Annotated in this window: 13 protein-coding genes; 5 read left to right on the plus strand and 8 right to left on the minus strand. The window is 41.1% G+C overall.

Annotated features, from left to right (window positions below; translation table 11 throughout):
- Window positions 1-27: 27 nt before the first annotated feature.
- From AAEY97_RS18430 to AAEY97_RS18440, 3 genes are read right to left on the minus strand one after another with little or no spacing between them, the layout of a single operon-like run.
- On the minus strand, window positions 28-960 hold the full coding sequence (locus AAEY97_RS18430; RefSeq protein ID WP_351000648.1) for a hypothetical protein: 933 nt from the start codon (window positions 958-960) through the stop codon (window positions 28-30).
- Window positions 961-981: 21 nt separating this feature from the next.
- Window positions 982-1,590, minus strand: a complete 609-nt coding sequence (ribA, locus tag AAEY97_RS18435; protein WP_101088110.1) for a GTP cyclohydrolase II — start codon at window positions 1,588-1,590, stop codon at window positions 982-984.
- A 37-nt stretch (window positions 1,591-1,627) separates the two neighbouring features.
- Window positions 1,628-1,984 carry a YibL family ribosome-associated protein gene (locus tag AAEY97_RS18440; RefSeq protein WP_059746680.1) on the minus strand — a complete coding sequence of 119 codons (357 nt, stop codon included), beginning with the start codon at window positions 1,982-1,984 and terminating at the stop codon, window positions 1,628-1,630.
- A 449-nt stretch (window positions 1,985-2,433) separates the two neighbouring features.
- Here AAEY97_RS18440 and AAEY97_RS18445 point away from each other — a divergent pair, with 449 nt between their 5' ends.
- Window positions 2,434-4,911: a TonB-dependent receptor gene (locus AAEY97_RS18445; RefSeq protein WP_351000652.1), complete on the plus strand. Its 2,478-nt coding sequence runs from the start codon at window positions 2,434-2,436 to the stop codon at window positions 4,909-4,911.
- Window positions 4,912-5,117: 206 nt separating this feature from the next.
- Window positions 5,118-6,356 carry an NADH:flavin oxidoreductase/NADH oxidase family protein gene (locus AAEY97_RS18450; RefSeq protein WP_351000655.1) on the plus strand — a complete coding sequence of 413 codons (1,239 nt, stop codon included), beginning with the start codon at window positions 5,118-5,120 and terminating at the stop codon, window positions 6,354-6,356.
- A 105-nt stretch (window positions 6,357-6,461) separates the two neighbouring features.
- On the opposite strand, the gene nrdG is transcribed toward AAEY97_RS18450, so the two are convergent.
- From nrdG to rssA, 3 genes are all read right to left on the minus strand, one after another.
- A complete protein-coding gene (gene nrdG, locus AAEY97_RS18455) occupies window positions 6,462-6,929 on the minus strand; it encodes an anaerobic ribonucleoside-triphosphate reductase-activating protein (protein WP_351000658.1) in 468 nt (155 codons plus the stop codon).
- Complete coding sequence (nrdD, locus tag AAEY97_RS18460; RefSeq protein WP_101088102.1) at window positions 6,929-9,046, minus strand: anaerobic ribonucleoside-triphosphate reductase; 2,118 nt, start codon at window positions 9,044-9,046, stop codon at window positions 6,929-6,931. The genes nrdG and nrdD overlap by 1 nt, the downstream gene beginning before the upstream one ends.
- Window positions 9,047-9,705: 659 nt before the next feature.
- Entirely contained in the window at window positions 9,706-10,650 is a 945-nt protein-coding gene (gene rssA / locus AAEY97_RS18465) for a patatin-like phospholipase RssA (RefSeq protein WP_101088100.1), read from the minus strand.
- A 183-nt stretch (window positions 10,651-10,833) separates the two neighbouring features.
- Between rssA and AAEY97_RS18470 the strand changes: the two genes are divergently transcribed.
- From AAEY97_RS18470 to AAEY97_RS18480, 3 genes are all read left to right on the plus strand, one after another.
- Window positions 10,834-12,189 (plus strand): DEAD/DEAH box helicase, encoded by a 1,356-nt coding sequence (locus AAEY97_RS18470; protein ID WP_351000661.1) that lies wholly within the window; start codon window positions 10,834-10,836, stop codon window positions 12,187-12,189.
- Window positions 12,190-12,342: 153 nt separating this feature from the next.
- Complete coding sequence (locus AAEY97_RS18475) at window positions 12,343-12,780, plus strand: DUF3010 family protein (protein ID WP_101088096.1); 438 nt, start codon at window positions 12,343-12,345, stop codon at window positions 12,778-12,780.
- A 126-nt stretch (window positions 12,781-12,906) separates the two neighbouring features.
- Window positions 12,907-13,509 carry a M48 metallopeptidase family protein gene (locus tag AAEY97_RS18480; RefSeq protein WP_335692312.1) on the plus strand — a complete coding sequence of 201 codons (603 nt, stop codon included), beginning with the start codon at window positions 12,907-12,909 and terminating at the stop codon, window positions 13,507-13,509.
- 9 nt (window positions 13,510-13,518) lie between these two features.
- Here the strand turns inward: AAEY97_RS18480 and AAEY97_RS18485 are convergent, their stop codons facing one another.
- Together AAEY97_RS18485 and opgC are read right to left on the minus strand one after the other, a co-directional pair.
- On the minus strand, window positions 13,519-13,923 hold the full coding sequence (locus tag AAEY97_RS18485; RefSeq protein WP_351000664.1) for a VOC family protein: 405 nt from the start codon (window positions 13,921-13,923) through the stop codon (window positions 13,519-13,521).
- 236 nt (window positions 13,924-14,159) lie between these two features.
- Complete coding sequence (gene opgC, locus AAEY97_RS18490; protein WP_351000667.1) at window positions 14,160-15,257, minus strand: OpgC domain-containing protein; 1,098 nt, start codon at window positions 15,255-15,257, stop codon at window positions 14,160-14,162.
- Window positions 15,258-15,695: the final 438 nt, after the last annotated feature.

Raw genomic sequence — 15,695 nt, forward strand, 5'->3', positions numbered from 1 at the left:
GTATTCACCTATTCACATTGGTAGGGCTTATAGCGGAAATTCAAAAATTAAGCGCCACACTTTAAGCCCACCACCGACTTGATAACTTAATCCAAAATGTTCAATTTCGACACTGTCTAAGCCTATCGCACTCAAGTTGATAGGTTTAGAGAATGCTAGCGTTGCGCCTATTTCATAGGTGTATGAGGTTAAAACATCTTTCCCAACTGGGGTAACAAATTTTAGTTTATCGAAATACCAGTGTCCGGCAATAAACAATCTCGGTTCAACCCGGACATCTTGCCACTGCCAATCATAATTAACCCCGAAATCTACACCTGTTTTAAAAACCGAATAGCCTTCTGTGCTGTCGTTTTGATTACTTTGGTAACCTGCATAATAAATCCGATTTACCCAAACAGGGGTAAACAAAGGCGCATCAAGTTTATAGAGTGCTGAAACACCAGTGGAAAAAATACCCACATGACTGTAAGTTGAAAAATTATGTCCATAGCCTAAATCAACATAGCTCTCAAGCGTTAACTTGTCGTCCACCAGCCAGTGATATTCAAGCCCAGGGGTTAGAGTAATTGTGCCGACACTGTTAGGAATGCTGCCTTGAGGTAGGTCATTAAAGGAGTAATCAAAAAAACCAAATGATGCAGTAAAGCGTAACTTCAATAAATAGTCATCTGTTGAGTCAAGCACAAATCCCATAGGAATATTGGCGACAGCAGCGCTTTGGCCAGAAGTTCGATACACACCGCTGCCTAGGTAATTGGCAAATGCATAATGAGACGCGTCAGGTTCAGTGATCAGCTCTGGTGGTGTAGTCGGCGTTAATTCAGCAGCATGACTCATACTGCTACAAACAATAAGCAATATCATCAAAGATAAGCGGAAGGTTACATCTATAAAACGCAGGTAATCAAACAATGATGATTCAATAAGCGGTAAGTTCTGCCTTTGTTTCATCATCATTTAGACTATTATTGTTGCAGACTATTCATCGTGGAAATGGTATTCCGACATCATATGGCCCAACTCTGTTGATTTGGTCTTTAAGTATGATTCGTTATAGCGATTCTTTCCCACTTGTAACGGAATACGTTCTGCGACTTCGATACCCATATTTTGCATCGCCATCACTTTACGCGGGTTATTGGTCATCAACTTTACTTTAGTCACGCCAATTTGCGTTAACATCGGCAAAACCATGTCGTATTTACGCATATCAGCTTCAAAGCCTAAACGCTCATTCGCTTCAACCGTATTGGCACCAGCATCTTGCAGCTCGTAAGCTCTTATTTTATTAAGCAACCCAATACCACGGCCTTCCTGGCGCAAGTACAGAAGAAACCCCTGCCCTTGTTCAGCAATACTCTGCATTGCTGCTTGTAATTGAAAACCACAATCACAACGTAAACTAAATAATGCATCACCGGTCAAACATTCAGAATGAATACGACCTAACATGGGCTCTGTGGGATCCAGTTGACCAAATGTCAAAGCAACGTGTTCTTTACCTGTGGCGGTTTCTTCAAAACCGTGCATAGCAAAAACACCCCAAGGAGTGGGTAACTTAGATGTTGCGATATACTTTACCGACATGAATTAACCTTACGACAACTAACTGTAAAAGAAAATATTAGAACTTAGCAGGCGCAAAACCCGTCACATCTTTTATGCCCATTTCACGGCCTAATGCCGTTAAAGGATGCACAACGACTAAACCTTTAACCGACTTGTTTAACTTACCCATATCGGCTTGTTCGGCTTTAGTCAGCACGCGCTTAAATCCTAACGCTTTCAGCGCCACACCTTCTTTGCTGAACTCGCGAGTTTGCTGGCCTTTAATGCTGGCGATTCGCTTAGTCACTGTCGCCACTTCTTTCTTAAACTGCAGGACAATCGTGGCATCGCCACGTGCTTCAGCCGCAGCTAACTTGCGACGAAACTTGTCTAATTTATCATTCAATGTCTGCAGTTCTAGCTTTAAATTCATTTGATTACCTTAAGTGCTTTGGCGTGTTAGTGAATCGTTTACGCTTATACGTTTATCACAACACCGTTTCGGAGGCAGATTATATACCCAAAACCACCTAAGATGCGAATAGCAAACGCTTCATATATGAATGTACAGGCAAAGTTTTTCACCCTGTACAAACAATCTGGATATTATCGCATTACAATTAATCATCAGCGTGAGACGCGGTGCACTTATTGGATAACAAATACTAATGTGTGCTTAAGCCACTTAATACCTAAGCTTTACCATGATTTATACCCTTTATTGGCAAGTTAACCATGTTCATTCCTCACTCAAATTGTGCAATTGATCAGCAATCAAATCACCAAAACCCATTCTTTGCCACATTTATCACAACACACCATTGCAATACTTATGATAATCATTATCATTCGCAACATTGTTAATAAAGAGCCTAACCCGTTATGACGCCATTACGTTTATCGCTACTCGCCCTTGCTTGTCAAAGTGTACTGTTTCCCGTTTATGCTCACGCACAAACGCCTACTTCCCAACCTGAGGTTACAACACAACCTGCAGATGATACGACCAATGCATCATCCTCTACCAATTATGAACGAATAACAGTTTATGGTAGACAAAACCAAGTAGTGATGAACTCCGGCTTAGCAACCAAATCTGATATGTCGCTGATGGAAACGCCTGCCGCGGTGGTGATTGTTGATGAAGCATTAATTGATGCCCAAGGCATCACCAACATGCAAGATTTGGTTCGTAACATCAGCGGCGTAACTCAAGCGGGTAATAATTATGGTATTGGCGACAATTTGGTCGTGCGCGGATTAGGCGCCAACTACACTTACGATGGTATGTATGGCGGTGCTGGATTAGGTAACACTTTTAATCCAACTCGTTCACTAACCAACGTGAGTTCCGTTGAAGTACTCAAGGGTCCTGCTACTGGTCTGTATGGTATGGGTAGCGCGGGTGGCGTGATTAACCTTATTGAGAAAAAACCTCAATTTGACAGTAAACAGTTGTTTGAAGCTGAAGTGGGTCAATGGGATAGTTATTCTCTCATGGCTGATTCTACGGGCGGAATAACTGACGATTTAGCCTATCGCCTCGTGGCAAAAACGGCTCGAAGTACAGGTTATCGAGATCTTGGTACCGACCGCGATGAAATATATGGCTCGATTAAATATGTATTGAATGAAAACCAAAATATTATGCTATCAACAGCATATATTAGCGATGCGATCCCCGTCGATTCAATCGGCCATCCTATCCGCATTTATAACGCAGCTTCAGTCGAGGGAAAAACCGCTGGTGAAGTCAGCTGGCAAGACTTAGTCAACGACCCTACCAGTAATGGTTTACAACTCACAGACGATCAGCGCCAACAATTAACCGACTCGTTAAGCGCAAATGATGGCCTAACACCGTATGAGTTTGGTCATAACGGTCTTATCTCACCAATGGCGAAAGACAATGAAGGCGAAGAGTTGCGCTTTAAACTAAGCCATAATGTGTACTTAACCGATGACTTATTTTTAAACCAACAACTGCAATACCGTAATTACGAAACCAGTTTTGCTCGTCAAACAGGGGCTTATAATTATGTTTATTGGCAACGTAGTGGCGTAATTAACGCTGACCCACGTGCGCCCTTGGTTGAAGATGGCACTCTATACCCTTATGCGGCACGCCGTCAGGAATACCGCAAAGTCTCGGCAGAAGAAAAGTCATGGCAGTATTTTGCCGACTTACGTTATGACTTCGACATTGGCAATATCAGTAACGAATTATTAGTTAATGCTAACTTTGAAGATCGCGATATTCGCTTTAAACAGTATTCAATTTACGACGCAGATTACACCTTGAAAGATGCCGATGGTAATTTGTCATATCAAGGTTCGCTACCGTATATTTATGATATCCGTAACCCCAATTGGGGCGAAGGTGAATTTGAAGACTACGATCCATTATTAACCAGTAACTACAATAAATCTGTCACAGCTTGGGGCTTGGGCTTACAACATGTGGGTTATTTAGGTGGCGGATTTACTAGCCGTATTGGTGTCGCATTCAATGAAATTAAACAAAGTTATGAACACTTGGGTGTCGATGCTCGTTACAGTAGTAGCTTAGCTGACCCTCAACCAGAAGCGGATACCACAGATAACGGTGTAACCTACAATTTAGGCCTAACTTATATGCCTACTGACGATATCTCTATTTTCGTTAATCATTCTAAAGGCCGTACAGCATACAGTGTGTTGGGCGATGTAAAAGGCAATGAAGCAGACCGTGAAGATTCTCAATCTATCAGTAATGATTTAGGTATTCGTGCCAAAGCATTTGATGATCAATTGCTTGCATCTTTGGTCTTTTTCAAAACATCACGTACTAATGTGGCTTATAGCAATCCAGAATACGAAAGCAGCGAAGCAACACCTGATATCTTCCCGTATTTTTACGACGGCAGCGAAGATACTAAAGGGGTGGAGCTAGATCTGAATGCATATTTAAGTGACCAATGGAAAGTCAACGTTAACGCGGTTTACCAAGATGCTAGAGACAATCAAAATCCAAATAGCAGTGATTATGGCCAACGCCAAAAAGGTGTACCTTACGTCACAGCGGGCGCTTGGGTAACTTATGCCGCAGAATTTGCCTTACCAGCACCGGTATCAATCAGTCTTGGGGCTAAATATGTCGATGAACGCAGCACACACTCTAGCTCATTTGGTATTCCAGATGGTTATGTGCCAAGTTATACGGTAATCGATTCAGCGATTAGTTATGACGTTGAACGTTATAAAATTCAATTGAACATTAATAACTTATTTAATGAAACATATTACGATAAAGCCATGTTCTTAGGCGGATTACCCGGCGAAGAGCGTAATGCGAAGTTAACCCTAACTTATCGTATTTAAAAACATATCAATCTGGATTTTGTTTGCTCGAAATCTAGATCTCAATTTAGCGTTAAATCTAGCGCTAAATTGAGTAACGAGATGATGAAAGCACTGCCTGTGGCAGTGCTTTTTTTATCCCTTTCTAATAAGGACAATTGACTATCTAGGCTACTTGTAGGATAAACAACACATTAATTCAGCGGCTTACCTTAGGATATTATTTCATGGCTAATACCATTTTCACACCATACACCTTGAGCAATGGTGCCATCATCCCCAATAGATTGGTTAAAGCCGCAATGGAAGAAAACCTTGCTAACACCTTACAACAACCTGATGACGCATTGTTCAACTTGTATGAAGCATGGGCAAAAGGCGGCGTAGGATTAATGATCACCGGTAACGTGATGATTGATCCCTTAGCCATGACCGGCCCTGGCGGAGTGGTATTAGATCCCAACAGCGCACTTGAGCCGTTCATCCAATGGGCCAAAACAGCTAAGCAAAATAACGCCAGAATATGGATGCAAATCAATCATCCAGGCCGTCAGGTGTTTAAAGCGATGGGCGGTAAAAATCTAGCCCCTTCTGCCATCGCACTCGATTTAGGCAAACACTCATCCATGTTCTCTCAACCAAAAGCGATGACAACAGCAGACATTGAAGAGGTTATCCAACGGTTTGTTACCACGGCACAATTGGCTCAACGAGCTGGGTTTGATGGAGTGCAAATTCATGCTGCACACGGATATTTGCTGGCTCAATTTTTATCGCCGTTAACCAATCAACGTAATGATCAATGGGGCGGAAAGCTTGAAAATCGTGCCAAGTTATTACTCGAAGTGGTTAAGCAAGTAAGACTTAAATGTGGTGCCGATTTCGATGTAGCAGTAAAACTCAACTCTGCTGATTTCCAACGCGGTGGCTTTGATGTCGACGACGCCGAAAAGGTCATTAATATGTTGGCACAGTATCACGTTGAAATGGTGGAATTATCAGGTGGCAGCTACGAGGCACCAGCCATGCAAGGTCGCAGTGCTGATGAGCGAACGTTAGCTCGAGAGGCTTATTTTTTAAGTTTAACAGCGCAGTTGGTCCAGCGTAGTCCTATTCCATTAATGTTAACCGGAGGTATTCATCGCCTGCCTGTGGCTCAACAAGTTATTGATGCTGGTTTTGCATTATGTGGTATCGCTAGCGCCCTCGCCTTCTATCCTGACTTAGCCAATAGATGGCAAATTCAGCCAGAGTTTGTCTCGTCAATTCCAACAGTGAATTGGCAGAGTAAACCTTTGGCTGGACTGGCGACGATGGCCGTCATTAAACGCCAACTTCGTCGTGTAAGCCAAGGTAAGTCGCCACACACTAATGATTCACCATTGTGGAGTTTATTAATCGATCAATATAAAACCAAACAGCGCACTAAACGTTATCGCCATATTGTGGGTCTTTCTAATCATTAACGGGTTAACGATTAGCGGATTAAACATTTATTTGCTAACGATTAGCGCGCTGACAGTTAAAGTGCTGACAGTAAGCGACTCGTCTTAACGCCTTCATATAAAACGCTAGCGCATAAAACGATGGATCTGTTGATTGCTACTGCCGCGCCATAATAGCGCGGGGTCGGCTTTGTCTTGCTCATACTTACCGTCAATCAACACATCCACAAAGTTCACCACAGCTTGTTGCTGCGGTGTAAGTTCAGCCAGTTGATAACCGGTCCACAGCCAAATATCTTTATCGGGACATTCCAGCTTTACCCGCGTAACCAATTTTAGTACGCCTTCAAAATTGGCGGGATGCAGCGGATCGCCACCACTTAACGACAAGCCTCGACGGTAAATACGAGTATCGGTTAAATCATCAATAATCTGATCTTCTAGTGCTTGGCTAAAAACATGGCCAGCATCTACACGCCAAGTACTTTGGTTATAGCAACCTTTACAACCATGCTCGCAACCGCTAACAAATAACGTACAGCGGGTGCCTTCGCCGTTGATCACATCAACGCTATGATATGCACTGTAATGCATTATAAATGCTTCACTCTACGCTTAACTTCTTCTTGCTTACCGAAGTTAAATGGTCGTGCATCTGGGCTACCTAAATAACCACACACACGACGAGTAACAGACACTCGGCTTGGCTCATGATTACCACATTTAGGGCACACAAAGCCCTTACTAGTACAATTAAATTCACCAATAAAACCGCAATCGTAACACTCATCAATGGGAGTATTGGTGCCGTAATATGGCACTCGGCTATAACTGTAATCCCAAACGTTTTCGAGCGCTTCAATATTGTGCTGCATGTTGGGATATTCGCCGTAACAAATAAACCCACCATTAGCGATCGCTGGATAAGGTTGTTCAAAATCAATCTTATCAAAAGGATTTACTTTCTTTTCGACATCTAAGTGAAAACTATTGGTGTAATAGCCTTTGTCGGTCACACCTGCCACTACGCCAAACTGGGTAGTATCAAGCTGACAAAAACGGCTGCATAAATTTTCACTTGGGGTACTGTATAAACTAAAGCCATAACCTGTTTGTTGTTTCCAAGACTCAGTGGCTTGCTTTAAATGACTAATAATGGCGACAGCTTTATCACGTAATTGGGTGTTATCAAACACATGTTCAGCATTGCTGTATAAAGCATTAATGGTTTCGTGAAGACCAATAAACCCTAACGAAATTGATGCCCGGCCATTTTTAAAGATTTCGCTCACATCATCATCCGCATTTAGGCGCACACCACAGGCGCCTTCCATATAAAGGATTGGTGCCACTCGTGCTTTGACTCCGGCTAAACGGGCAATACGCGTTTCTAAGGCTTTGCGGGCAATTAACAAACGCTCATCGAGTATTTGATAAAAACGCTGTTCATCTTTACCTGCTTCCAACGCTATACGCGGTAAATTAAGACTGACAACACCTAGATTATTGCGGCCTTCATGGACCAATTGACCATTTTCTTCATAGGCGCCCAAAAATGAGCGACATCCCATTGGGGTTTTAAACGAACCGGTGACTTTCACGACTTGATCATAATTGAGAATATCTGGGTACATGCGCATACTTGAACACGTTAAGGCCATCTTTTTGATATCGTAATTAACATCAGTCGCTTTATGATTCACGCCATCTTTAATGGCAAACACCAATTTTGGAAAGACTGCTGTTTTACGATTTTTACCTAAACCCGCCATACGTACAGTTAACATCGATTGCTGAATTAAACGCGACTCCCACGACACGCCTAAACCAAAACCAAATGTGACAAATGGCGTTTGGCCGTTGGCGGTATGCAGGGTATTCACTTCATATTCAAGTGACTGGAATGCGTCATGACACTCTTTTTCGGTTTGTGTCATCGCATAACCTTCTACGTCAGCCACTTGCCATTTTTTTGCGACGCTAAGGTGCTTTTGATAACTGATTTGCACAAACTCAGCTAACACTTCGTCGATACGGTTAATCGTGGTACCACCATAAATGTGGCTCGCGACCTGGGCAATAATTTGCGCCGTAACTGCGGTAGCAGTTGAGATAGACTTAGGCGGTTCAATTTCAGCATTACCCATTTTAAAACCATGCGTTAACATGCCGGCTAAATCAATTAGCATGCAGTTAAACATCGGGAAAAAAGGCGCATAATCTAAGTCGTGATAGTGAATTTCGCCTTTTTCATGGGCGGCTACCACATCTTTTGGCAGTAAATGCGTTTTGGCATAATGCTTGGCCACAATGCCCGCTAATAAATCTCGTTGGGTCGGGATGACTTTGGCATCTTTATTGGCATTTTCGTTTAAAATGGCACTATCAGATTGCTCAACCAAACCGCGAATAGCACAATTTAATTTACTCTGGGTTTCACGGTGTTTATCTCTATCGTGACGGTACTCAATGTAATGACGCGCCACCGACTTAAACGGGCCCGACATTAATAAATTTTCAACTGCATCTTGTAGTTCGTGAATATCAACTTCGGTCTTCACAGCCATTTGCTGCTCTACCGTCTGCGCTAACTGCTGTGCATATTGATGGTCGGCTATACCTGCAGACTCCATTGCTGCCACAACAGCCTCTTTGATTCGACATCCATCAAAAGCAGTTCGGCATCCATCCCTTTTCACTACTACAAGCATACAACCATCCTTTACAAGCACTATATATAGCGCTTTAATACACGCACAACACAAGATAGAGTGTATTAGACACATTTACGCGGAGTAATACCTTGATCCAGATCATAATTGTCGGCAGTACTTAATATTGAAAAAACACTTGCTATCAACGATAGATATTGTAGGAATAGCAACTAATTTTGACAGGCTAATACAAGGGGATAAAATCGACATAATTTAGCGATTTGGGATGCTTTGCTGAATCGATAATCTGATGTGCAAACGCCATAAGGGTTGTATTTGACAACTTAAAATGGTGCTGAATGACGGTATTAAGTCATTGATCGAACCTTAAATGGCTAGATCAACAACATAAATAACGTACCCACTGTATCTAATGACTCGGTAGTTATCGTTAGATAATTGCGGGTAGATCATTGCGGGCAAGTCACTACTAGATAACTACTAGATAATGACTAAATAACCATGAGTTAACTATGAGATAACTATGAGAGAGTGAATAATCTTATCAACTACATCAGACTGCGCAGGTTAGACAATGCCCTAGTTGAATAACAAACGCGGATTTAATGACAAATACCGATAAAATAGCAAATATTCACACAGCGGCAATCAACGGGTGTATTTATCATAAACACACCACTATATTCGATACTGCTTCAACATTTCTTTAAGGTCGCTTCGATTAAATGTTTAATATCACTTACAGCCTGCTCACCTGCTTTAATCGCTTCTTTAGCGCGATGAAACTCCATGGTGCCAATATCACCCACATCAGGTACGATGCAAATATCAGGTGGCTCGCCCATTAGGCGTGAACGTTTATGGCGTTGTTCTAAAATATCCATCGATTGTGACATCACCGCCAGCATACCCGGATGGGATTTTGAGCTTCCTAAAGAGAATTTATCGGTTAAGCCATTCATATAATCTTTGCCTTTACCCCATAGGTCCATAAAGCCAGATTCAAGCTCGCGCTTTTCATCAATAGGTTCAGACTTAGTGGCTTTGCGGCTTTTTACTTGCTCTGGGATTAAGTGCATTTGGCCACGACGATGGCCATTTAAATCCACCGCAATAACCACATCAACGCCCATAGAGCGAGCTAATGATACCGGCACAGGATTCACTACCGCACCGTCCACAACCCAGCGATGCCCTTGCTGTACTGGGGGTAAAAAGCCCGGCATTGAACATGAAGCCCTAACCGCATGGCGTAAGTCACCTTCTTTAAACCAAATCTCTTGCCCAGAATATAAATCTGTCGCGACTGCAGCAAAGGGACGATTCAGCTGTTCAATGTTAAGGTCGCCAATACGATTAGCCAATACATCAAATACTTTTTCACCACTGATAAGTCCGCCTTTGCGCCAGCCTAAATCCATTAACCCGAGTACATCCCAACTTGAAAATCCACTCACCCAGGTTTCAAGTTCACCCAAATGATTATTGGCATAGGCAGCACCCACTAATGCCCCTACCGAACAACCTGCCACTTTGTCAGGATAAATATCTAACTTGGCTAAACCATTCAATACCCCAATATGTGCCCAACCTTTAGCGGCTCCACTGCCTAGCGCTAATCCCACGGTGAGCTTTGTCATCTTTCGTTCCTTCCATGCTCGGTATTCAATTTTACGATACGCCCGCCTGAATCGTCCCATAGCGACGTCGAACTCAGGCAATAATATAAAGCTAAAAAATAGCATAACTAAAGCGACTCTTGTTGGCTATAGCAAGGTGAAACAGCTATAATCGTCGGCTATCATTTTTTAGGGGATTTACCTTTGCAATTTACCGATTTTTCGTTGGACAAGCGCCTGCTTGACAGTCTAAAGCACCTTGGCATTTCTACGCCTACCGATGTTCAAGCGCAAGCACTTCCCATTGCCTTATCAGGTAAAGATTTAATGGCATCGTCTAAAACCGGCTCAGGTAAAACCTTAGCGTTTTTATTGCCCGCAATGCAACGCGTGATATCCACTAGAGCATTGTCGAAAAAAGATCCTCGGGTACTTATCTTGTTACCGACTCGTGAATTAGCCCAGCAAGTTTATGGCCAATTACGTTTATTAGTCGCCAATACCCAATATAAAGCCATTAGCGTACTCGGCGGTGAGAACTTTAACGACCAAGCCAAAGCATTGGCCAGAGATCCACATTTCATTGTTGCCACACCTGGACGTATTGCGGATCACTTACAACAGCGCCACTTATATTTAAATGGCTTAGAATTACTGGTTCTTGACGAAGCTGACCGTATGCTCGATTTAGGTTTTGCGCCACAGCTAAAAGCCATTAATGATGCCGCTGATCATAAGCGTCGCCAAACGTTAATGTTTTCAGCTACGTTAGATCATGAAAGCATCGGTGACATTGCAACAACATTGCTCAAAACACCAAGCCATGTCTCTATCGGTGAGTCTTACACTGAACATAAAGATATTGAGCAACGAATTATTTTGGTTGACCATTTAGACCATAAACAAGCCTTGCTACAGCACATCTTAAGCCAAGAGCAACACAAGCAAGTGATTGTATTCACCGCTACGCGTTCAGATACCGACCGTTTAGCCACGCTATTGGCTGCGCAAGGTTTTGCCACCTCAGCACTCAGTGGTGATTTAAAGCAATCGGCTCGTAACCAAATTATGGATCAATTTGCTCGTGGCCAATCAAAAATATTAGTGACAACCGATGTGGCATCACGCGGCCTTGATTTAATCAACGTATCATTAGTGATTAACTTTGATATGCCAAAGTTTGCAGAAGAGTACGTCCACCGTATTGGTCGTACTGGCCGTGCAGGCGCTAAAGGTGATGCGGTTTCATTTGTAGGTCCTAAAGATTGGGACAGCTTTAAAAAAGTACAATTGTTTTTACGTAAAAACTTCGACCTCACGGTGATTGAAGGCTTAAAGGCCAAATTTAGCGGTCTAAAAGATAAGCCTCAGTCAGGCAAAGTCGGTACCAGTGCAAAAGCAGCGGTGATCAGCAATAGAGTTAGCGCACCTAAAAAACCTAAAGCGGCACCAAAGAGTGATAAACGCTTTATCACTGGCGTCGATGTCGGTGATGCGCCAGTTCGCCGTAAAGTTAAGCCTATTGTCATTATCGAAGACGACGGCACAGCAGAAGACTAAATAGCCCATAAATCGCAGGTAATCTGCAAGTAGATGACCAACAAACTGCGATGAAAGAATAATGAATGTAGGGCAGTACACTGCCCTGCAACAAATGAACGATAACGAGCATGCCAACGGCACACTCGTATGAATAAACCAGTAAGGATTAACATGAAAATTTGTGGTGTGGAATTAAAAGGCGGCGAAGCCATTATCTGTTTACTGACCTATGAAGGCGAAACCTATAACGTGCCAGCATGTCGTAAAGTTTCATTCAGTATTTCACAATCAGCTAGCACGGACTCAATTCGTGAGTTTGATTTTGCGTTTAAAAAACTAATGAGCGACTACAAAGTCGATGAAATAGCTATTATTGAACGTGAACAAAAAGGCAAGTTTGCCGGCAGTGCCACCAGCTTCAAACTTGAAGCGGTACTTCAATTAATGGACCTTCCAGTTTCGCTTATTTCTCCATTGATTATTAAAGAGCAATTAAAGCGTAACCCGCCACAAGTTGACTTTGAATCATTGGATCTAAAACGCGTGCAGCTTAATGCATTTGATGTTGCTTATGTTCAGCATAACCGACTCATCTTCGGTAAAGTGTAACCCACCGCTTTCACCGTTCTATATTGGCGTTATCGATACCGACTCAGATAACGGTAACGCCAAAAAATCAGTTGAACTACAACCATGTCAGATACTAAAACTAAAAAACCTAAAGCCCCACCTAAAATGCCAGTCAAGTCGGCAAGCCAATCATTAAAGCCAAAAACAGATCTCAGCCTGTTAGTCACCAGTGCCGACATTAAAAAGCAGCAAAGTGAACAAAGTGCATTGCGTTATTTGAATGGTTATCGTCCTGACGTGGTCGAGAAAATTCGCCAACTCGTTGACGCTAACGCCTTAGCTGCCCACTTTTTAACACGCTACCCCAAAATACACGACGTTCGCACAGACAAAGCCTTATACGATATGGCGCTGACATTAAAAAATATCTATATGCGTCAGTCAGATCCATTAGCCAAAGTCATTTTTGACGAAAAAATCAGCTTAAGCCACCATGCCCTAGGTTTGCATTCTTATGTTAATCGCCGCCAAGGTAATAAAGTGAAAGCCAAAAATGAAATTAGAATTGCAGCACACTTAAAACACGTTCCGTTTGAGCTATTACAAATGGTAGTGGTGCACGAATTGGCCCATCTGCGGGAAAAGGAACACAACAAAGCTTTTTATCAACTATGCAGCTTTATGTTAGCGGATTACCACCAATTAGAATTTGATATGCGAGTATGGTTAGTAGCTGAAGAAGTCGGACAATCGCCCTACGCGAAGTAATCGATCAGTTTAAACCCGCCAAGGTGGATTTAAACGGTTATCACCCGCCCCATAAAGTTTGAACTTATTGCTGCTGGGATCGAATAACACCGCTTCACGCCAAAAATAAGTTTCATCTGTCGGCATTTGGCTAAACTCAACGCCTTTGGCTATTAGAGCATTCACCCAGTTATCTAACTCTGGGTGCTCAAAGTAAATCAACGCACCATAAGTCATAGGCTCAGACACTAAAGACAGTGAAAAAGAGCTCTTACCCATTGGGCATTCGAAACGAGCGTAGTGCGACGTATCCACTATTAAGATAAAGCCTAAAAGTTGATAAAATCTAACTACCTTATTCATATTCGACACAGGTAATGCCACTTGATTGAGATTCTTATAATCCTCTTGTATCAGATCAAAATTTTTGATCATAAAATATCTTGTTGAACTACCAGCAAACTTAATGATAATAAGCTGTGTCCTCTAAACGAACAATAGTTTGTCTAGGCATCACCATCTTCAAGTATCATTTTCAAAGGGCAAATAAATCGTAGTTTAGCAGTTAATGTTTAGCCAATAAAAATAGATATCCATATAATTGAGCCATATACATTAATTTATGCACATGCATTATATTTTTAGTGACAACATTATTTCAAGATGCAATATCACTTAATTAATAATTTAACATACCCAACACTTATATACTCTAGGATAAATTGAAAACGTTTTGATGGTACTTTTTTTAGTGAAAAATTAATATGACAAATAAAATAAAAGCACAATAAAATCAATAAATATAACAAAAACGAAAACTGATACTCATCATAAATCGAGTATAATATACAATTCCCAAAGCTAAAGAGTATTAACGATGACGAACCAAACAAAATTAATGGACTTAAATAAATTTGCTTCACATAGTGAGCAGTTAACAGAGAAAGTTCAATAAATAAAATAGAAGATAAACAACCAAATAAAAAATATGGGTAGGCATTGCTATTACGTAATGACATCCCCGACAAATCATCAATAGTCATATTACCAGTTGCATAAAGTGCAAACAAAGACGATAACAATACAATGCTAACCATTAAAATATAACGATTTTTATCATTTTTAAAAATACTTGAACGTGAACCTTCATTTTGCAATATAACTGAAAGATAAAATCCTAATAAAATAAAAATAAAAGAGTGTAAAATTGAGGGGCCGGCAACGATTTCACCTCCACCATAAGTCATAGCAGATAAGTAGTGACCAAAAGGTATAAATGTAATTGGTTTTAATAGTGAAAAAAAGCTGAGTACATGAGGAATAAAACTTAAACCAATCGCGTACTTTAAACCATATCGAGAAATAAACAGTAATAGATAAGGTGCAGAAATTAAAATCAAAGTGTAATACTTTAAAATATCAGTAAAAGGTGTACCACCTAAAAAAATTATCATTCTTAGTGTATAAGCAATGCTATATTGCATAGAAAGACCCAATAAAACACAAGTTAACGCATACAAAACATAACATTGAACAGCCCTTGTCCAAAGTTTTATTTTAATATTTTCAAATCCAGATTCATTCATTTTTCGTAAATATATTCTATGCAAAAAAAATCCAAAAACAACAATAAATAGTGGTGTAGAAGTTCTGAATACAAGATTCATAGACAATCCTGCATTATAATTTAATGCTGAAAATGTATGTGATGTCATCGCAAAAAAAATCGCAATACCTCTAGCGAGATCTAACCCGACAATACGATTCATAATATATTTCTCTTTATATTCACGAGTCTGTAAAAATCGCCTTTTAAAATTATTCTCTTAACTATAAACATAAGTAGAAAAATCACAAAGTATCGAAAATTTGTTTATTGTTCATGTCAATGGTGAGTATACATCGTTTGAAATTGTTATACCATTAACTAACTTTACTCCTGAACATATGTGGAATAATAATGTCTTATCGTAAATACTGTTTCATCATAAAATATCTTGCTGAGCTACCAGGGCGAGATCGTGAACGTTTTTTAGTCAATTAAATACACTATTTAACGTTAACATTTAGCTATGATCTTATACTCCCTTTTTCGGGAGCTCACCATGCATATTGACCACTTCAAAGAGAGGTAATCTCCCCATTTTTAGCTGAGGTCAAAAGTAGAGACTTAGGCCACTAGTGCCAGTTTTTGCTTTGGTGGGACA

The organism is Shewanella sp. TB7-MNA-CIBAN-0143, assembly GCF_040310065.1.
Taxonomy (GTDB): domain Bacteria; phylum Pseudomonadota; class Gammaproteobacteria; order Enterobacterales; family Shewanellaceae; genus Shewanella.